The 17,044-nt window shown below is 71.1% G+C and carries 20 protein-coding genes; 6 read left to right on the forward strand and 14 right to left on the reverse strand.

What is annotated here, in order from left to right:
• Positions 1–128: 128 nt before the first annotated feature.
• A complete protein-coding gene (locus tag ACWEOW_RS02540; RefSeq protein ID WP_452267560.1) occupies positions 129–1,475 on the reverse strand; it encodes an ATP-binding protein in 1,347 nt (448 codons plus the stop codon).
• 247 nt (positions 1,476–1,722) lie between these two features.
• On the opposite strand from ACWEOW_RS02540, the gene phoU reads away from it, so the two are divergent.
• Positions 1,723–2,430 carry a phosphate signaling complex protein PhoU gene (phoU, locus tag ACWEOW_RS02545; protein ID WP_452267561.1) on the forward strand — a complete coding sequence of 236 codons (708 nt, stop codon included), beginning with the start codon at positions 1,723–1,725 and terminating at the stop codon, positions 2,428–2,430.
• A gap of 87 nt (positions 2,431–2,517) precedes the next feature.
• On the opposite strand, the gene ACWEOW_RS02550 is transcribed toward phoU, so the two are convergent.
• The 3 genes from ACWEOW_RS02550 to mshA are packed head-to-tail and all read right to left on the reverse strand — an operon-like array spanning position 2,518 to position 5,168.
• A complete protein-coding gene (locus ACWEOW_RS02550) occupies positions 2,518–3,261 on the reverse strand; it encodes a phosphoglyceromutase (RefSeq protein ID WP_452267562.1) in 744 nt (247 codons plus the stop codon).
• A gap of 24 nt (positions 3,262–3,285) precedes the next feature.
• Positions 3,286–3,819 (reverse strand): YbjN domain-containing protein, encoded by a 534-nt coding sequence (locus tag ACWEOW_RS02555; protein ID WP_452267613.1) that lies wholly within the window; start codon positions 3,817–3,819, stop codon positions 3,286–3,288.
• Positions 3,820–3,839: 20 nt separating this feature from the next.
• Positions 3,840–5,168, reverse strand: coding sequence for a D-inositol-3-phosphate glycosyltransferase (mshA, locus tag ACWEOW_RS02560; protein WP_452267563.1), 1,329 nt, complete (start codon positions 5,166–5,168; stop codon positions 3,840–3,842).
• A gap of 72 nt (positions 5,169–5,240) precedes the next feature.
• On the opposite strand from mshA, the gene ACWEOW_RS02565 reads away from it, so the two are divergent.
• Both ACWEOW_RS02565 and ACWEOW_RS02570 read left to right on the forward strand, forming a co-directional pair.
• Positions 5,241–6,038 (forward strand): class I SAM-dependent methyltransferase, encoded by a 798-nt coding sequence (locus ACWEOW_RS02565; protein WP_452267564.1) that lies wholly within the window; start codon positions 5,241–5,243, stop codon positions 6,036–6,038.
• Positions 6,039–6,161: 123 nt separating this feature from the next.
• Complete coding sequence (locus ACWEOW_RS02570; protein WP_452267565.1) at positions 6,162–7,139, forward strand: MEDS domain-containing protein; 978 nt, start codon at positions 6,162–6,164, stop codon at positions 7,137–7,139.
• 149 nt (positions 7,140–7,288) lie between these two features.
• Here ACWEOW_RS02570 and ACWEOW_RS02575 read toward each other — a convergent pair whose 3' ends face one another.
• The 6 genes from ACWEOW_RS02575 to ACWEOW_RS02600 form a co-directional block, all read right to left on the reverse strand.
• Complete coding sequence (locus tag ACWEOW_RS02575; RefSeq protein WP_452267566.1) at positions 7,289–7,750, reverse strand: phosphomannose isomerase type II C-terminal cupin domain; 462 nt, start codon at positions 7,748–7,750, stop codon at positions 7,289–7,291.
• Positions 7,751–7,836: 86 nt separating this feature from the next.
• Positions 7,837–8,151, reverse strand: a complete 315-nt coding sequence (locus ACWEOW_RS02580) for a DUF2516 family protein (protein ID WP_452267567.1) — start codon at positions 8,149–8,151, stop codon at positions 7,837–7,839.
• A gap of 72 nt (positions 8,152–8,223) precedes the next feature.
• On the reverse strand, positions 8,224–8,649 hold the full coding sequence (dtd, locus tag ACWEOW_RS02585; RefSeq protein WP_452267568.1) for a D-aminoacyl-tRNA deacylase: 426 nt from the start codon (positions 8,647–8,649) through the stop codon (positions 8,224–8,226).
• Positions 8,650–8,660: 11 nt separating this feature from the next.
• Positions 8,661–9,686: an asparaginase gene (locus ACWEOW_RS02590; protein ID WP_452267569.1), complete on the reverse strand. Its 1,026-nt coding sequence runs from the start codon at positions 9,684–9,686 to the stop codon at positions 8,661–8,663.
• Between the two features lie 115 nt (positions 9,687–9,801).
• Positions 9,802–10,683 (reverse strand): hypothetical protein, encoded by an 882-nt coding sequence (locus ACWEOW_RS02595; protein WP_452267570.1) that lies wholly within the window; start codon positions 10,681–10,683, stop codon positions 9,802–9,804.
• A 1-nt stretch (position 10,684) separates the two neighbouring features.
• A complete protein-coding gene (locus ACWEOW_RS02600; protein ID WP_452267571.1) occupies positions 10,685–11,212 on the reverse strand; it encodes a helix-turn-helix domain-containing protein in 528 nt (175 codons plus the stop codon).
• Positions 11,213–11,812: 600 nt separating this feature from the next.
• On the opposite strand from ACWEOW_RS02600, the gene ACWEOW_RS02605 reads away from it, so the two are divergent.
• Positions 11,813–12,667: a 3-keto-5-aminohexanoate cleavage protein gene (locus ACWEOW_RS02605; protein ID WP_452267572.1), complete on the forward strand. Its 855-nt coding sequence runs from the start codon at positions 11,813–11,815 to the stop codon at positions 12,665–12,667.
• Between the two features lie 126 nt (positions 12,668–12,793).
• On the opposite strand, the gene ygfZ is transcribed toward ACWEOW_RS02605, so the two are convergent.
• Both ygfZ and ACWEOW_RS02615 read right to left on the reverse strand, forming a co-directional pair.
• Complete coding sequence (gene ygfZ, locus ACWEOW_RS02610; protein ID WP_452267573.1) at positions 12,794–13,912, reverse strand: CAF17-like 4Fe-4S cluster assembly/insertion protein YgfZ; 1,119 nt, start codon at positions 13,910–13,912, stop codon at positions 12,794–12,796.
• Between the two features lie 28 nt (positions 13,913–13,940).
• A complete protein-coding gene (locus ACWEOW_RS02615; RefSeq protein ID WP_452267574.1) occupies positions 13,941–14,438 on the reverse strand; it encodes an FABP family protein in 498 nt (165 codons plus the stop codon).
• A 22-nt stretch (positions 14,439–14,460) separates the two neighbouring features.
• Between ACWEOW_RS02615 and ACWEOW_RS02620 the strand changes: the two genes are divergently transcribed.
• Positions 14,461–14,832: a DsrE family protein gene (locus tag ACWEOW_RS02620; protein WP_452267575.1), complete on the forward strand. Its 372-nt coding sequence runs from the start codon at positions 14,461–14,463 to the stop codon at positions 14,830–14,832.
• 104 nt (positions 14,833–14,936) lie between these two features.
• Here the strand turns inward: ACWEOW_RS02620 and ACWEOW_RS02625 are convergent, their stop codons facing one another.
• Complete coding sequence (locus ACWEOW_RS02625) at positions 14,937–15,839, reverse strand: hypothetical protein (RefSeq protein WP_452267576.1); 903 nt, start codon at positions 15,837–15,839, stop codon at positions 14,937–14,939.
• 6 nt (positions 15,840–15,845) lie between these two features.
• Positions 15,846–16,142: a MoaD/ThiS family protein gene (locus ACWEOW_RS02630; RefSeq protein WP_452267577.1), complete on the reverse strand. Its 297-nt coding sequence runs from the start codon at positions 16,140–16,142 to the stop codon at positions 15,846–15,848.
• Positions 16,143–16,218: 76 nt separating this feature from the next.
• On the opposite strand from ACWEOW_RS02630, the gene ACWEOW_RS02635 reads away from it, so the two are divergent.
• The gene (locus ACWEOW_RS02635) at positions 16,219–16,923 is read left to right on the forward strand and encodes a response regulator transcription factor (protein WP_452267578.1); all 705 of its coding nucleotides are present in this window, start codon (positions 16,219–16,221) and stop codon (positions 16,921–16,923) included.
• Positions 16,924–17,044 lie beyond the last annotated feature (121 nt).

The raw sequence follows: 17,044 nt of genomic DNA on the forward strand, positions 1-17,044 counted from the left end.
TGCTCAGGGTGGGTTGCTCAGGGTGGGTTGCTCAGGGCGGGTTGCTCAGGAGTGGTTGCTCAGGGTGGTGGGTTGTTCGGGGCGGGTGTTCAGGACGTTCGGCGGCTGACAAGCTCGGGCCCCGCCGGTCAGGCCGGGACGGGTGGTGACGCGTCGGAAGGTTGCTGGCCGGCGCCGCGAGCCGGGGACTCGCGAGGCGAGGGCGCACGCGTGCTCGTCTCGCCGGACCACGTCGACTGCGGCCCCGGCTCTCGGGACCCAGCCTCGCGTGGCGCGATCTCGGCGCCGCTCGCCTCTGCACTGTCCATGGCGGCTCGCTCCGGCGACTCCGGCGTCGCCGGGACCGAGGCCGGCGTCGCCGCCGGCAGCTCGATCGTGAACGTCGACCCGCGTCCAGGCTCGGACCACACGGAGACGTTGCCGCCGTGGTTGTCCGCGACGTGCTTGACGATCGCGAGGCCGAGACCCGTGCCCCCGGTCGCTCGAGAGCGGGCGGTGTCGACGCGGTAGAACCGCTCGAAGATGCGTTGCTGCTCCTCCGGCGCGATGCCCAGACCCTGGTCGGTGACGGAGATGTCGACGATGCCGCCGCGGACGCGGCGCACCGTGACGCTGACGCGCGTGTGCGACTCGGAGTAGGCGATGGCGTTGCCGACGAGGTTGCTGATCGCGGTCGTCACGAGCTCGGCATCACCCCACACCTGACAGCCCTCGGCGAACGAGGTGACCAGCTCGATCCGGGCCTCCTCGGCCAGCAGCCGGCTCCGCTCGGCCGCGTCCTGCGCGCAGGCGGCGACGTCGATGAGCGTCGGCTCCTTGATGACGTCGGCGCCCTGCAGCCGCGAGAGCTCGACGATCTCCTTGACGAGGCGGGTCAGCCGCGCCGACTCCACGCTGATGCGCCGGGCGAAGCGGGCCACGGCCTCGGGGTCGTCGTGAGCGTCGAGCACCGCCTCGGCGAGCAGCGAGATGCCGCCGACGGGGGTCTTCAGCTCGTGGCTGACGTTGGCGAGGAAGTCGCGACGGATCTCCTCCACCCGCGCGGCCTTGGAGCGGTCCTCGACGAGGAGCAGCACGTGGTGCGCGCCGAGCGGGGCCACGCGCGCGGCGACGACGAGTCGCCCGTCGCCGATGCCCTTCTTGAGCTCCAGCTCGGCCTCGCGGATCACACCGTCGCGCCGCACCTGCCGCGCGAGGTTGACCAGCTCGGGGTGGACCAGCTCCTGGCCGCGCACCAACCCGTGGGCCACGGCAGCCGGCGAGTTGTTCACGACCCGGTCGGACGCGTCGATGAGGATGCCACTCGAACGCAGCACGGCGATCACCTCACCGACGCCGGGCGGCAGCGGCGGCGCCGGAGCCTTGGCCTGCTCGGCTGCGGTGGACCGGTCCGACAGGCGCACGGCAACCATCGCCAGGCCGCCCAGGGCGAGGCCGGCGATGCCACCGAGCGTTGCCGCGGTCGTCGGGTCCACGACACTCAGCGTACGCAGGCCTGTGACAGGCTCCGACCACGCAGCCGTGACGCGTGCGCGGGGCGAACCCACTGTTCACCTCCCGGCCCCCGCCCATTCACGCTCCGGTGCCAACCTCTGCACGATGGGCCGCGACGCCCTGCGCATCCCCCTGCTGCCCGGTGCGCCCGACGGCAGGGTGGTGGCAGGCTGATCACACCCGCACGAGACGCGAAGTCTCGTGAGACCGGCTACCGACAGGAAGACCATGCGCGACCAGTTCCACGAGGACCTAGACAAGATCTCGGACCAGCTCGTCGAGCTGACCCGGCTTGCCGGGTCCGCCATCGCCCGCGCCACGACCGCACTCCTTGACGCGGACGTCCACCTCGCCGAGTCCGTCATCGAAGCCGACCGCAAGCTCGACGACATTCGGATCGAGCTGGACAACCTGTCGATCGACCTGCTCGCCCGCCAGCAGCCCGTGGCCACCGACCTGCGCATCGTCGTCACGGCGATGCACATGAGCTCAGACCTCGAGCGGATGGGTGACCTGGCCCGCCACGTCGCGAAGGTGGCGCGGCTGCGCACGCCCGACTCGGCGGTGCCGCCGGAGCTGCGCTCCCACATCCTGCAGATGGGGCAGGTCGCCGAGTCGATCGTGGCCAAGTGCGGCTCGATCATCGCGAGCAAGGACGTCGCTGCGGCCATCGCCCTCGAGAAGGACGACGACCAGATGGACGAGCTGCATCGGCAGCTCTTTGCGAAGCTCCTCGACGAGGACACCACCTGGACGCGCAGCTCGATCCTCGACCTGACGCTCGTCGGGCGCTACTACGAGCGCTTCGCCGACCACGCCGTGTCCGTCGCGCGCCGGGTCATCTACCTCGTCACCGGTGAGTACGACCAGTCGGTCGACCACGAGGACGAGGAGGACGCCGAGGCCGTCGCCCGCCTCGAGAGCGACGTCAGCTGACGCCAGCGGGACCACGCGAGTGGCCACTCTCGGCACGCACCAAGGCGCGCACGGGAGTGACCACTCGGCTTCGGTCTGGAGGGCCGCTCAGCGGCCCTGGTTGGCGACCGCCTCGGCGGCGGCGCGGGCAGCCTCGGGGTCGAGGTACCGGCCACCCCGCGTGAGCGGACGGAACTGGTCGTCGAGCTCGTAGACCAGCGGCATACCGGTGGGGATGTTGAGCGCGGCGATGTCGTCGTCGGAGATGTCGTCGAGCGTCTTGACCAGGGCGCGCAGCGAGTTGCCGTGCGCGGCGACCAGGACCGTGAGCCCGTCGGCCAGGTCGTTCTGGATCGCGTTCTCCCAGTAGGGCATCAGCCGCGCCACGACGTCCTTCAGGCACTCGGTGGCGGGCATCGCGTCGCCGAGCCCGGCATACCTCGGGTCGTCGGTCTGGGCGAACTCGTCGGCCGCGTCGATCGGCGGCGGCGGCACGTCGTACGACCGGCGCCAGAGCATGAACTGCTCCTCGCCGTACTCCTCCAGCGTCTGCTTCTTGTTCTTGCCCTGGAGCGCGCCGTAGTGGCGCTCGTTGAGGCGCCAGTCGCGCTTGACCGGGATCCAGTGACGGTCGGCCACGTCGAGTGCCACGTTGGCCGTCGTGATGGCGCGGCGCAGCACGGACGTGTGCACGATGTCGGGCAGGATGCCGGCGTCCTTGAGCTGCTCCCCGGCGCGCACGCCCTCTTCGCGGCCCTTGTCGGTGAGGTCGACGTCGACCCAGCCGGTGAAGAGGTTCTTGGCGTTCCAGTCGCTTTCGCCGTGGCGGAGGAGGACGAGCGTGTAGGTCATGCGCGTCAGCCTAGCGACGCGCCTCTACGTGCCGGCCTCGTCGTCCAGAAGGTGACGGAACGCCTCGAGGTTGCGGGTCGACTCGCCTCGGGAGATCCGCCAGGCCCACTCCTTCTTCATCGACTCGAGAAAGCCCAGCGCGAGCAGCTCGTTGAAGGTCTCGTCGCTGGCCGCCAGGACGACACCGAAGATCTGGTCGAGCTGGTCGCCGTCGAGCGCGGCGGTCGGCACCTCGCCCCGGAGGTAGACGTCACCGTCGTTGTCGATGGCATACGCGACGCCCTGCAGCCGCAGGTTCTTGCGCAGCAGCGCGCGGTAGAAGATCTCGTGGTTCTCGTCGGGGTTGCGGATCACGAACGCGCTCAGGCTCGTCGTCCGGTCGCGCACGAGGAGCGACACGACCGTCTTGAGCTTCTTCTCCCCGGGCAGCGTCACGACGTACTCCCCCGGCCGGCCGCCGAGCTCCCACTCGAGTCCCACCGAGCCGAGGTATGCCGTCAGGCGGGCTTCCGCGGCCGCCTGCGCCTCGGTCTGCGTCTCCGGCTGTCCTCCGGTCATCGCATCGGTGTCGGGCCTCGTCACGGGATCACCGCCTTCGGCACGCCGACGAGCTTCTGGCCCTCGTCGATGGGCGACTCGTTGCGAGCGTACTGCCGGCCGGCGAGGGCCTGCCGGTAGACCTCGAGCAGCCGATCCGTCGTCGCGGACCAGCCGAACTGTCGCGCATGCTCGACTCCCTTGCGCGCCATGGCCTCTCGTCGCTGCGGGTCACGCAGCAGCGCTTCGGCCGCATCGGCCCACTGCGCCGTGTCGTGCCCGTCCACGAGCATCCCGGCATCGCCCACCGCGGTGGGCAGCCCGCCGACGTCGGCGGCGATGACCGGCGTGCCGCAGGCCTGGGCCTCGATGGCGACGAGCCCGAACGACTCGGAGTAGCTCGGGACGACGACAAGGTCGGCCGCGCGGTACCACTGCGCCAGGACCGGTCGCTCGACCGGCTTGACGAACCGGACGAGCTCGGCGATGCCGAGGGACGCGGCGAGATCCTCGAGCTCGTGCGGGCGGGTCAGCCCGCTGCCGCTCGGCCCGCCGACCACCGCGACGGTGAGAGTCCGCCGGCGGGTCGGGTCGCGCCGGATCAGCTCGTGAGTCGCGCGGAGCAGGACATCGGGCGCCTTGAGCGGCTGGATGCGTCCGACGAACAGCAGCAGCTCGCCCTCGACGTCGAGCCCGAGCTCGCGGCGAGCGGCGACCCGGTCGCCCGGGGTGAACGTCGTCAGGTCGACACCGGGAGGGACGACGGACACCTTCTCGGGCGGGGCGGCATACAGCTCGATGAGCTCGCGCGCCTCACCGTCGGTGTTCGCGACGAGGCGGTCGGCCGCCTCGACGACCTGGGCCTCGCCGATCTCCCGGCCGCGGGGCTCGGGGGTGTCCCCGTCGGCCAGATGGAGGTTCTTGACCCTGGCCATCGTGTGCATGGTGTGGACGAGGGCGACGCGCCACCGGTCGGCCGCGAGCCAGCCGACCTGGCCGGAGAGCCAGTAGTGCGAGTGGACGAGGTCGTAGTGGTCCTCGGGCACGGACAGACCGGCCTGCATGATGCCCGCCGAGAAGGCGCACAGCTGGCCCGGCAGGTCGAGCTTCGAGAGCCCCTCGTACGGTCCGGCCGTGACATGCCTGACCCGGACACCAGGGACGAGGTCGACCTCGACGGGGGTCGCGCTGGTCGTGCGGCGGGTGAAGATGTCGACCTCGATACCGCGGGCGGCGAGCTCCTTGGCGGTCTCTGCGACGTACACGTTCATCCCGCCCGCATCGCCGGTGCCCGGCAGCTCGAGCGGAGAGGTGTGAACACTGATCATCGCCACGCGCTTCGGGTCGCCCGACATCACGTTCCTTCCCATTCCAGTCCTGTACGTGGCCAACGGCCGCGATCCTTCGAAGTATTCCGCGGCGGCGGCGTCTACGCTGCTCAGGTGGCTGGCCGCTCACGCCCCGTCGGGACGATCACGCGCGGCACGACCAACCCGAACCGGTTGCGTCGGTGCGACCGGTGGCTTGCCGGCCCCGAGCGCTGGCGCCTGCTCGGAGCATCGTCGCCGCCGGTCGTCGTCGACCTCGGATACGGCGCCTCGCCCATCACGGCCGTCGAGCTGCACGACCGGTTGCGCACCGTCCGGCCGGACGTCCGGGTCGTGGGCATAGAGATCGACCCTGCGAGAGTGGCGGCGGCCAGGCCGCTCGAGCGCGAGGGACTGACCTTCCGCCTCGGCGGCTTCGAGGTGCCGCTCGACGACGGTGAGCGACCGACGGTCGTGCGCGCCTTCAACGTGCTCCGGCAGTATGCCGAGGAGGACGTTGCGGGCGCCTGGGCGCGAGTGCGCGAGCGCCTCGCACCGGACGGGTTGCTCGTCGACGGCACGTGCGATGAGATCGGCCGCCGGGCGACGTGGGTCGCGGTCGACGCGGACGGGCCGCTGAGCCTGACGGTCTCGCTGCGCATGGGCGGGCTCGGGCGCCCGTCGGACGTGGCGGAGCGGCTGCCCAAGGTCCTCATCCACCGCAACGTCCCCGGCGAGCCGATCCATGAGTTCCTCGGCGACCTCGACCGGGCCTGGGAGCGCAGCGCAGCGCATGCGTCGTGGGGCGCCCGACAGCGGTTCCTGGCCGCGGTCGAGCAGGTGCGCGACCGCTGGCCGGTGCTCGGCGGAGCCTCACGTTGGCGCCTCGGCGAGGTCACCGTGGCCTGGTCCGCGGTGGCGCCGCGGCCCTGAGCTCGGGCTTTGTCCTGACCGGGTTCGCCCGGGTCTGTGGGCATTCTGGAGGGCCGGCACTCCCCGAAATCTCACAGGAACCGGGACACCATCGCGCTACACCCCCGGCGTACCATGAGGCACATGTCGCAGAGCGACATGACCGCGTGGGGGCGAGGTCATGCGGTGAGCTTCTACGCGCTCGACACGGAGGGTGTCGACTCCGTCGCGCACTATGTTGCGCAGGGGTGGGCGGTCGGCGAGTGCGTCATCGTCGTGGCTACGCGAACGCATCGGGCAGCCATCGAGGCGCGGCTTCGGGACCTCGGGCACGACCCCGCGGCCCGGCTCGAACAGAAGCTCTACCTTCCGTACGACGCCGAGACGACCCTGCGCAGCCTGCTCACCGACGGTTCGTTCGACGTGGAGCGGTTCCACGTCGTCGTCGGCGCGATGCTCCAGGAGGCCGCCGCGACCGGGGCCGCGATCCGCGCCTTCGGCGAGATGGTCGCCCTGATGTGGCAGCTCGGCGCGGTCGACGACGCCATCGAGCTCGAGATGCAGTGGAACCGGCTCATGCACGACCACGACTTCTCGCTCCTGTGCGCCTACCCCACCGGGGTGTTCGACCACGCCACCCTCGTCGACGTCCGCCGGGTCTGCGAGCTGCACACCGACGTCATGCCGCCATCGACCCCGGCCGACCCGTCAGCCGCGGAGCTCGCCGTCGGCCACGCCTGCTCCCGCATCTACCTGCCGATACCGGAGTCGGTGCCGGCCGCACGACACTTCGTCGTCGACGTCCTGCGGTCCTGGGGCAACGATGACCTGACGGGGGACGCCGCGCTCATCATCTCCGAGCTGGCGACCAACGCGCTGAGCCACGCGATGTCACCCTTCCGGGCCGTCCTCGACCGCCGCGGGCAGGGCCTGCGGATCGGCGTCGAGGACGCGACCGACATCGCGCTGGAGCGACGCTCGGCCCCGACCGACGCCACCAGCGGCCGTGGCGTCGCGATCATCGAGGCCCTGTCCGAGCGATGGGGCTACAGCGCGGTGCCAGGCGGCAAGGTCGTCTGGGCGGAGCTGCCGTTGCGGGCTCGCCGCTGGCAGGCAGGCTGACCGGCCCCACCCGCACGCAGGGTGAGGCCGCGAGCGCTCGGATCCGCCACGAGGGCGCTCCGTCGACTCACGCGACCACCCCGAGACGCACGTATGCCGCCGGGCGGGGCCGGCGGCATACGTGAAAGCGGGTGCCTGGAGCCAGGGGCTCAGCGGGCGTAGTCGTCCTGAAGGCGCTCGATGTCGGCCTCGTCGAAGTGGCCGAAGCCGACCTCGAGGAGGCGGCCGGGCTGGTCGCCGGAGTTGCCCATCCGGTGGGTCGACCCGCGAGGGACCCAGACGGTCTCCCCCCGCTGGGCGCACCACGAACGGTCGTCGACGGTGACGTCGATCGGCACGTCGAGCACCTGCCACATCTCACCGCGGTGGTCGTGGCGCTGGAGCGAGAGCCGATGCCCGGGCTGGACCGTGATGATCTTCACGGTCACCTGCTCGTTGGACACGAACTGCTGGAACTGACCCCACGGGCGCTCGGCGACGAAGATGTCCTTGGTCGGGTTGCGGTTGCCCAGGTCGTACTCGTCGGCGGTGTGCCTCGGAGCGGTGACTCGGGCGTGCTGGTGGGCGTCGAGCTCGTGGTCGACGACAGCAGCAGGCTGCTGGTCGGACATGGTTCTCCAATCGGTTGTGAGTGCACCAGTGTGCCGTACGCGGCACGGTGCTCGTGCCGACTAGGGTTCGCCAGATGTCGTGACGGTCACCAGCCGCTGTTGGACCTCCCACCCAGGCCACGCACCTGACGCAGCGCAGGGCGCACGTCGGCGAGGTAGACGGCCGCCCCGACGAAGGCGAGCAGGCCGAACAGGCTCAGCGGGTTGAAGAAGGTGACGAAACCGAGCAGGAGGGCCACACCCAGCAGGATGAGCCAGAACTTTCGCGTGCGCTTGCTCGCAGCGACGTAGGCCCCCTCGGGCTGGCGCACGGCATCGACGAACGCGAAGACCTCGCAGGCGAACGCGACGACGCCGAGCGCGAGGAGCACGACGTTCTGGAAGCCGTAGTACAGCTGCATGATGGAAGGGTAACTCGCCGATCCGACAGAACGCGCTCCCAGCGTCCTCCCAGACTTCTCGGACCACGCGGGTCAGACGTCGACGACCAGCGTGAACGGTCCGTCGTTGACGAGGGAGACCTGCATCATTGCCCCGAAACGGCCCTGCGCGACCTCGACACCACGGGCCTGGAGAGCCTCCACGAGGCGGGAGATCATCGGCTCCGCCACCGGCCCGGGGGCCGCCGCACTCCAGGACGGCCGTCGTCCCTTGCGGGTGTCGGCGTGCAGGGTGAACTGGCTGACGACGAGGACGGGCGCCCCGATGTCGGCCACGCTCTGCTCGTCGCGCAGGATCCGCAGCTCGGCGATCTTGCGCGCCATCCGCTCGACCTGGTCGGCGCCGTCGTCGTGGGTGACCCCGACGAGAGCGAGCAGGCCGGGACGGTCGATGGACCCGACCACCTCGCCGTCGACCTCGACCCGCGCCGAGGTGACGCGCTGCAGGACCGCGCGCACGGCCCTCGCCCTCAGACGCCGACGGCGACGACGGCGCCGACCGGCTGGCCGTGGCCGAGGACCGGTTGCAGCTCCAGCGCCGCGAGCGCCTCCTCGTCGGTGACGCCGATCCGGCGCAGCACCGCGGCGAGGAGCACGGTCCGGGCCCGCGACGAGCCGTCCGCGACCTTGACCGCCACGCCGCGACCGTCAGCCAGCCCGACGGCATACACGGCTTCGGCGCCGTCCTTCGCGATGAGCCCGTCGACGCCACGGATCAGTGTCGTGACGTCGCGGTTGGTGCCGCCGAGGTACTCGGGGAAGTCGCGAATCGCCTTGGCGATCTTGGCCTCCGGCCCCTCGGTGGCTGCGGCGATCTGACCGAACGCGTGCGCCAGCGAAGCGAGCGGGATGGCGTGGATCGGGGCACCGCAGCCATCGACGGCGACTGCGCTGAGGTCGGCCCCGGTGAGCTCGCGGATCGTCTCGCCGACCGCGACCTGGAGCGGATGGTCGACCGCCCGGTACGTCGCCAGGTCCCAGCCGTTGATGACGCACGTGGCCAGCATCGAGGCGTGCTTGCCGGAGCAGTTCTGGGCGATGGCCTGCTTCGGCCGACCCTCGGCGATCCAGGCGATCTTGGCGGACTCGTCGTAGGGATAGTCAGGCGTGTTCTGCAGGTCGGCCTCGGTGAGGCCCGCGCGGGAGAGGATCTCTCGGGCGGCCTCCTGGTGGAAGGCCTCGCCGGAGTGGCTCGAGCACGCGAGCGACAGGAGCCGTCCGTCGGTGTCGAGGCCGTGGCGCACCATGGCGAGCGCCTGCAGCGGCTTGCTCGACGACCGTGGGAACACCGGTCCCGTGGCGTCGCCGACCTGGAGGTCGATGCTCCCGTCGGGGTTCGTGACGACCGCCGTGCCGTGGTGCACCGACTCGACGAAGCCGGCCCGCACGACGTGGGCGATGACCGGAGCATCCACCAGTGCCGGGGACACTCGTTCGTGCTGGGCGGGCGTGGACGGGCTCGGTGCTGAGGGCGAGGACTGCGGCTGCTCTGACACGTCCCGCAGTATGCCGGAGGACGGGGTCACCCTGTCGGGCGCGGTGCCGTCGGGTAAGCGAACGGGCCGCCACCCCGGAAATGGGATGGCGGCCCGCTGCGTCCTGCGGCGATCGTCAGGCATCGGCCTTCTTGGCGGCGGCCTTCTTGGCCGGAGCCTTCTTGGCCGGAGCCTTCTTCGCGGCAGAGGTGCGCGCCGCGGTCTTGCGCGTCGCGGTGGCCTCCGCCTCGTTGGCCTTGCGGGTCGCGGCCGACTTCTTGGCGGCAGACGAGCGAACAGCCTTCTCGTGCGCGGCAGTCCGCTTGACCGGCACCGGAGCGGCAGCGGCCTCGACGGCGGCGGTCGACTCGGCGACCTGGTCGCTGACCTGCTTCGCGTCGTCGGAGACAGCCCCGACCACACCCTTGGCGACCTTGGTCCCCTCGGTGGCGGCGGTCTTGGCCACGCGGCGGCCCCGAGCCACGAGCGCGTTGCTGCGCTCGACCGCCTCGAAGGCGGCCTTCTCGCCCTGGGCGCGAAGGTCGGTCACGACCTTCTCACCGCGCACGGCAGCGGCGTCGTACTGGTCCTTGGCGTTGCTCGCCAGGACGAGTCCTTGGTTGAGGACGTGCGCCGGGAGCTCCTGCGCCTCGGCGAAGAACCGCTCGGCATACTTCGCAGCGAGCTTCTGCAGCTCGGCCGTGCGTCCCTGGAGGTCGGCGATGCGCTGCATGAGGTCCTTCTGCAGCACGTCCGCCTCCTTCTTGGCACCGGCGCGCAGGTCGAGGCCCTGCGCCTGCTTGCGCGCCGCCTCGAGCTGCTCCCCGGCCGCCTTGACGGTGTCGAGGGCGACCTCGGCAGCGCCGACGACGGCGTAGAACGGAGTCGGGTCGACGTGCACCTCGGGCAGCTTGCCGTCGAACTGACGGTCGAACTGGGCGCGGACGTCGGCCGCGGTGGCCTCGGCCTGCTTCTGGGCGTCCTTGACCGCCTCGGTGATCTTCTTGCTGAGAGCCATCTCAGTTCTCCTTCTCATTGACATCGGTGGGGGTCGCCGCGGTGTCGCGGAGCGACCTGAGCGCCCGACGGGCTCGGCCTGAGCTCGACTCGGTGGCACCGGTGTGCCCGATGGGCGCGATCGCGTCGGTGGCCATGGCGGCCTCGGCGCGCTGGGGGGTCTGGGGTGCCGGCGCGTGCTCGCCGACGAAGGACAGGTAGATCTCGACGAGCACCCCACGCTGGCGCTCGGTCAGCACCGGATCGGCGGCGATGGCAGCGAGGACGTCACGCGCGGCGGCCGGGTCATCGTTGAGGACCCGCTCGTCGAGGAAACCGGCGCGGACGTAGAGGGACTCGGCCGACACCTTGAGACCCTTGGCGATCTGCTGCAGGATCTCGGCGCTCGGCCGCTTCAGGCCTCGCTCGATCTGCGACAGGTACGGGTTCGAGATGCCGGCGAGGTCGGCAAGCTGACGCAGCGACAGCTGGGCGTTCTCGCGCTGTTCGCGCAGGTACGCCCCGAGGTCGGGTAGCGGAAGCTTGCTCATGTCTCCATTGTGCTAACTGGAGCAAGCAGAATGCAAACTCTGGGCAGCGTGATTCGAACCACACACCCCCCCGCGTCGAGTGGGCACCCCGCCCCACGAGCCCCACCCGTCCACGTGACGGGTGGGACCAAGCGCCCACTCGACCACGGCAGACGCACCCATCTTCGTCGAGTGGGCGCCCCGCCCCACGAGCCCCACCCGTCACGTGACGGATGGGACCAAGCGCCCACTCGACCAGGGCCAAACCGACCCACCCATCTTCGTCGAGTGGGCGCTCCGCCCCAGGAGCGCCACGCGTCACGTGACGGATGGGACCAAGCGCCCACTCGACCAGGGCAGACCGACCCACCCATCTTCGTCGAGTGGGCGCCCCGCCCCACGAGCCCCACCCGTCCACGTGACGGGTGGGACCAAGCGCCCACTCGACCAGGGCAGACCGACCCACCCATCTTCGTCGAGTGGGCGCCCCGCCCCAGGAGCCCCACCCGTCACGTGACGGATGGGACCAAGCGCCCACTCGACCAGGGCAGACCGACCCACCCCGAGGCGGCATACGAGGGGGTTCTGGAGCAAGACGCGGCCACTGGCAGGATGTGCCGCATGAGCAACGCACGCAGCGCCGCGAGCACGATGATCACGATCGCCCCGACCGGGGCCGAGACCGCCAAGGCCGACTTTCCGGCTCTGCCGACCACGCCTGAAGAGCTCGTCGAGACCGCGGTGGCCTGCGAGCGGGTCGGCGCCGCGCTGATCCACATCCACGTGCGCGACCGGGACCACCAGCCGACCCTCGACCAGGTGTTCCTCAAGGAGGCCGTCGCCGGGGTGCGGGAGGCGACCGACCTCGTCGTCCAGCTGTCAGCCGGCGGCTCGATCACGGACCCCCTCGAACAGCGCCTGACGGTTCTCGAGGCCGATCCCGACTCCTGCTCGCTGACGTGCGGCACGACGAACTTCGGGGACGGCGTCTTCCTCAACCCGTGGGGCTTCATGGTCGACCTCTACAAGCAGGCCCAGGAGCGCGAGGTCGTCCCCGAGTTCGAGCTGTTCGAGCTCGGGCACGTGCACGCGCTGCGGCGGCTCATCGACGAGTGCGGGCTGCCCTATGGCGGCAAGGTCCACGTCGACTTCGTCACCGGCGTCCCGGGTTCTATGCCCGGCACACCCCAGGCGCTCATGGCAGGCGTCGCCATGCTTCCGCCCGAGGTGACGAGCTGGTCGGCGACCGGCATCGGCCGCGCGCACCTGCCGATCGTCGCGGCTGCACTCTCCGCCGGTGGTCACCTGCGCGTCGGCATGGAGGACAACCTGATGTATGCCAAGGGCCGGCCTGTCGAGCACAACAGCGAGCTCGTGTCCCGCGCTGCCGAGCTGGCGTCGATCATGCAGCGGCCGGCGATGTCGACGACCGAGGCCCGCGAGATGCTCGCGGTGAAGGACCGCCGCTCCCGCTGATCGCTCACCCCACCCAGGGTCGGGTGAGCGCTTGGTCCCTTCCGCCACATGACGGCTGGTGCTGTTGCGACGCAGCGCCCACTCGACGGGGTGGGTGGGTGCGTCGGGCTGAGGTGCGTTCTGAGGTCAGGGGCGAACGCGGCGTGCAGCGACGGGTGGGTCGGCTGGGACGATGACGGTCTGCGCCGCGCTGAGTCCGTCGACGAGAAGCTCGAGGTCTGGGTCGGTGTTGCGCTTGATCACCGCGAGCGCGATCGGGCCGTCGGTGTGGTGCCGACCCACGGAGGTCAGGTGGCCGACGACGCGGTCTCCGGCATACACCTCGCTGCCGCGCGCCGGCAGCACGTGGCCAGAGCCGTCGACGTGCAGGAAGACGAGCCGACGTGGCGGGCGGCCGAGGTTGTGCACGCGGGCGACGGTCTCCTGGCCGCGGTAGCACCCCTTGTGCAGGTGCACGGCCGTGCGGAGCCAGTCGAGCTCGTGGACGATCGTGCGGTGGTCGGTCTCGAGACCGAGTCGCGGTCGCCAGGCGGCGATGCGCAGGGCCTCGGCGGCCCAGATACCAGCGAGCGGTCGATCCCCCACTGCCTCAAGGAGATCCGAGCGCGGGACAATGATCTCGCGCCAGGCGCGCTCGCTCCCTGGGTGGCCGTCGACGACGCCGTATGCCGTCGTGTCGCCAACGAGGTCGGGCCACGGGTCGCGCCAGGCGAGCGGCTCACCGGGGGCCGACTCGCTCGCGTGCGGCTCGCCCAGCACCGCCCACTCGTCGGTGACGAGTGCGACCTCGACGCGCAGCATGAAGCGCATCTTGTCCAGCCAGGCGGCGAGGGCGGGGCCGGCACCGGGCTCTGTCGTGATCCAGGTCGTCTCGCCGTCGTCCACGACGTGCAGCGAGTGCTCGACGTGGCCCTTCGGCGTGAGGATCAGAGCCTCTCGCGACTCGCGCGGCTGAAGGTCGATCAGCTGCTGGGTGGTGAGCGAGTGCAGCCAGCTGAGCCGGTCCGGGCCGGTGACCGTGATGACATCGCGGTGCGACAGGTCGACCACCGCGAGCCCCTCCTCGAGGAGTCGCTGCTCGCGCATCGGGTCGCCGTAGTGCAGGGCGACGACACTCTCGACCCCGTCCCCCGCGACAGCGCCGGTCCGCCCGAGCAGCGGACTGCGCGGCGCCACCGTCACGACCTCGACCGACTCGCCGGCCGATGCTCCGCCAGCGGCTGCGGACACGTGCACGTCACTCATGTCCGGGCCAACGCTCGGGGTGCGGGGGTCATTCCACCTTCTTGAGCGTGGCGGACACGTGGCTCTGAAGCTCCTGGCCGACGGCGGCCATGTCCATCACCCACATCAGCTGGCTCTCGACGAGGCCGTACATCCGAGTCGCCGCGTTGTACTCCTTGGCTCCGGGAGCACGAAGCACGCTGTCGGTCTTGAGCTGGATGCGAGCGGGCTCCATCGTGCCGTAGTAGAGCTCGAGGATGCCGGTCGGGTGGACAAGGAGCAGCTCGACCTCGCCGTTCTCGAGTGGCCGCCAGAAGCCCGACTCGACGGCCGCCGGACGGATCTTCTCGCCACTGTCCGAGTCGAGGATCCAGGCACGGCTCTCCCACTTGAGGAAGCTGCGGCCGTCGTGCGTCACCTCGACCTCCTGGCCGAAGTGGGCCGACTCGATCGTCGGGTACCCGACGACGCCGGCCCCCTCCCAGCGGCCGATGAGCCACGCCAGCGGACGCAGCGGCTCCGGGATGTCCTGGTCGAGGTTGAACATGCCGCGATCGTAGCCTGATCGCATGGAGTCGCCCGCTCGCTCTCTCGTCGTCAAGGTCACCTCCGGCATCGAGTCGCCGGAGCGCCTTTCCCAGGCGTTCACCGTCGCCGCCACGGCCGCCGCCAGCGGCGTCGACGTGTCGCTGTGGCTCACCGGGGAGGCGTCGTGGATGGCCGTGCCGGGCCGGGCGGAGGAGTTCACCCTCCCGTATGCCGTGCCCATCCCCGACCTGCGCGACGCCGTGCTCACGACGGGCCGGCTCACGGTCTGCACGCAGTGTGCGGCGCGCCGAGACCTGACCGAGGACGACCTCGTGCCAGGGGCTCACATCAAGGGCGCAGCCGTCTTCGTCGAAGAGGTCATGGCCCCGGGCGCCCGCGCGCTCGTCTACTGAGCCGCCCGATCCGCAACCAACACCCCTGGCAACACACCCGGAAGTCGCGAAACCCCTGCAGTTGCAACTATCTCGAGGTCGCAGTTTCCGGGTGTGTTGCCGGGTCAGCCGAGGGCGGCGAAGAGGTTGACGATGGCGCCGATCGCCAGGACCGACCCGACGCCGGCACCGACCTGACCCCGCACGGTGACCATCGCGGGTGACAGGGCGAACACCCGTCGGAGCGACCACGACACGGTGCCGGCGGCGGCCCCGATGCCGAGCGAGGTCACGGCGCTGACACCGTCGAACCACGAGCCCGCCAGCATCGCGACCACCGAAGAGACGACGAGCGCCACGATGCCGAGCAGGGGGCTCACCGCGCGCCGTCCGGCCAGCAGGTCCGCGACGACCGAGGCCGCTACCGCCGCCATCGCGATCACGGCGACCGCCGTGCCGTGGTCGGTGTTGGCGGCGACCACGGCGGTGGCACCGGAGGCGGTCACGGCCAGCCCGCCGAACGACGCGAGCAGGGTGAGGACCAGTCCCTCGCGTCCGGTCCGGCGGATCAGCTGCGCCAGGAACGACAGCACGATCCCGAAGGCCACGGCGGCCGCGAGCCAGCGCAGGTCGTCGCGCAGCGCGCTGAGCACGATCGCCACCGAGGACACGACGAGCACGACCGAGGTCGCGTTCGGCGTGAACGACCCTGCGAGGACGGGCCAGCCCCAGGCGAGCACGAGAGCGAGCACGAGCGTCACACCCAGCATTGCGGCATACCCGGCCAAGGCGGCGACGAGCAGCGCGAGCGCGGCGACGAAGGTCGACGCGATGGCGACCCAGCGGACGCGATCGGCGCCGGCCGGCGTCAGGGGGAGGTGCAGCGTCCCGTCGGCTCCGCCGCTGGGGCTCTCGGGCGGAGTCTCGTCATCACCCGCTCCGTGCGCAGCCTCGCGCTCCTGAGCAGGCGGGTCGGCCGCGCCCTCGACAGGCGGGGGCGCAGTGTCGTCCTCAGGCACGGGGGCCATTGTGCATCACCCGCCGGCGAACGGCGGGAGCACCTCGACCGTAGCGCCGGGCTCCACTGGCGTCTCGCGCGTGGCGGCGCGCCCGTCGAGCAGGAACGTCGCAACGGCCGCGACCCGGGCCAGCGCCGGATGGGCGGCGACCGCCGCGTCGACCACCGAGCCGACCGTCGCACCGGCGTGCAGGTCCGCGTCCACGCCGGCCGCGGCCCGCGCAGCGGCCCAGTAACGAACCGTCACCACGGTGTTAGCGGCCGGGTCGGCCGGAACCCCGGTGGCCTGTGTCTGCTGGGCACTCGGCGCCATCTCGCTCCGTCTCGCTCCGTCTCATGGTTCATTCGGTCAGGTCCGTGCAGGACCAGTCTCGCCTATCCTGCATGAGATGGCCCGACTGCTGCTGCTCACCAACGCGCTCGCTCCGAGCGCCGAGGTGCTGCCTGCCCTCGGCCTGCTCAGCCACACCGTGCGGATCCTCCCGGCAGAAGCCACCGCGCTCGTCGACTCCCCCGACTGCGACATCGTCATCGTCGATGCGCGAAGGGAGCTGGCCAGTGCCCGGTCGCTGTGCCGGGTGCTGCGGACCACCGGCATCGGCACGCCGCTTCTGGCCGTCCTCACCGAGGGCGGCCTTGCTGGTCTCACGGCCGAGTGGGGCCTCGACGACGTCCTGCTCGACTCGGCCGGCCCGGCGGAAGTCGACGCCCGCCTGCGTCTCGCGATGACCAAGGGCCAGGACGCCGAGGCCGACCTCGACCTGCCGATCACCTCGGGTGAGCTCGTCATCGACGAGGCGAGCTACTCGGCTCGGTTCCGCGGGCATCCCTTGGACCTGACGTACAAGGAGTTCGAGCTCATCAAGTACCTCGCGCAGCACCCCGGCCGGGTCTTCACCCGCGCCCAGCTGCTGCAGGAGGTCTGGGGATACGACTACTACGGCGGCACCCGCACCGTCGACGTGCACGTCCGCCGGCTCCGCGCCAAGCTCGGGCCCGACCACGAGGCCCTCATCGGCACCGTGCGCAACGTCGGCTACCGGTTGGTGCCCGACCGTCCCGGGCAGGACGCCGCCGTCGCCGCCGAGCCGTAGCGCCGTCGCGTCGGCCGACCCGCGGAGCCGCGATCCCGACGCCCCCGCGCTCTGACATCCCGCTCGAATGTCGACGGCCCGGCTCCAACCAACGGGAGCCGAGCCGTCGTACGCACGCCGG

The sequence above is a fragment of the Monashia sp. NPDC004114 genome (assembly GCF_053603855.1).

Bases quoted from the DNA above. Each gene is read 5' to 3' on its own strand.
- phoU (WP_452267561.1), top strand. From the start codon at position 1,723: ATGCGCGACCAGTTCCACGAGGACCTAGACAAGATCTCGGACCAGCTC.
- ACWEOW_RS02550 (WP_452267562.1), bottom strand. From the start codon at position 3,261: ATGACCTACACGCTCGTCCTCCTCCGCCACGGCGAAAGCGACTGGAAC.
- ACWEOW_RS02555 (WP_452267613.1), bottom strand. From the start codon at position 3,819: ATGACCGGAGGACAGCCGGAGACGCAGACCGAGGCGCAGGCGGCCGCG.
- mshA (WP_452267563.1), bottom strand. From the start codon at position 5,168: ATGGGAAGGAACGTGATGTCGGGCGACCCGAAGCGCGTGGCGATGATC.
- ACWEOW_RS02570 (WP_452267565.1), top strand. From the start codon at position 6,162: ATGTCGCAGAGCGACATGACCGCGTGGGGGCGAGGTCATGCGGTGAGC.
- ACWEOW_RS02575 (WP_452267566.1), bottom strand. From the start codon at position 7,750: ATGTCCGACCAGCAGCCTGCTGCTGTCGTCGACCACGAGCTCGACGCC.
- ACWEOW_RS02580 (WP_452267567.1), bottom strand. From the start codon at position 8,151: ATGCAGCTGTACTACGGCTTCCAGAACGTCGTGCTCCTCGCGCTCGGC.
- ACWEOW_RS02595 (WP_452267570.1), bottom strand. From the start codon at position 10,683: ATGGCTCTCAGCAAGAAGATCACCGAGGCGGTCAAGGACGCCCAGAAG.
- ACWEOW_RS02600 (WP_452267571.1), bottom strand. From the start codon at position 11,212: ATGAGCAAGCTTCCGCTACCCGACCTCGGGGCGTACCTGCGCGAACAG.
- ACWEOW_RS02605 (WP_452267572.1), top strand. From the start codon at position 11,813: ATGAGCAACGCACGCAGCGCCGCGAGCACGATGATCACGATCGCCCCG.
- ygfZ (WP_452267573.1), bottom strand. From the start codon at position 13,912: ATGAGTGACGTGCACGTGTCCGCAGCCGCTGGCGGAGCATCGGCCGGC.
- ACWEOW_RS02615 (WP_452267574.1), bottom strand. From the start codon at position 14,438: ATGTTCAACCTCGACCAGGACATCCCGGAGCCGCTGCGTCCGCTGGCG.
- ACWEOW_RS02620 (WP_452267575.1), top strand. From the start codon at position 14,461: ATGGAGTCGCCCGCTCGCTCTCTCGTCGTCAAGGTCACCTCCGGCATC.
- ACWEOW_RS02625 (WP_452267576.1), bottom strand. From the start codon at position 15,839: ATGGCCCCCGTGCCTGAGGACGACACTGCGCCCCCGCCTGTCGAGGGC.
- ACWEOW_RS02630 (WP_452267577.1), bottom strand. From the start codon at position 16,142: ATGGCGCCGAGTGCCCAGCAGACACAGGCCACCGGGGTTCCGGCCGAC.
- ACWEOW_RS02635 (WP_452267578.1), top strand. From the start codon at position 16,219: ATGGCCCGACTGCTGCTGCTCACCAACGCGCTCGCTCCGAGCGCCGAG.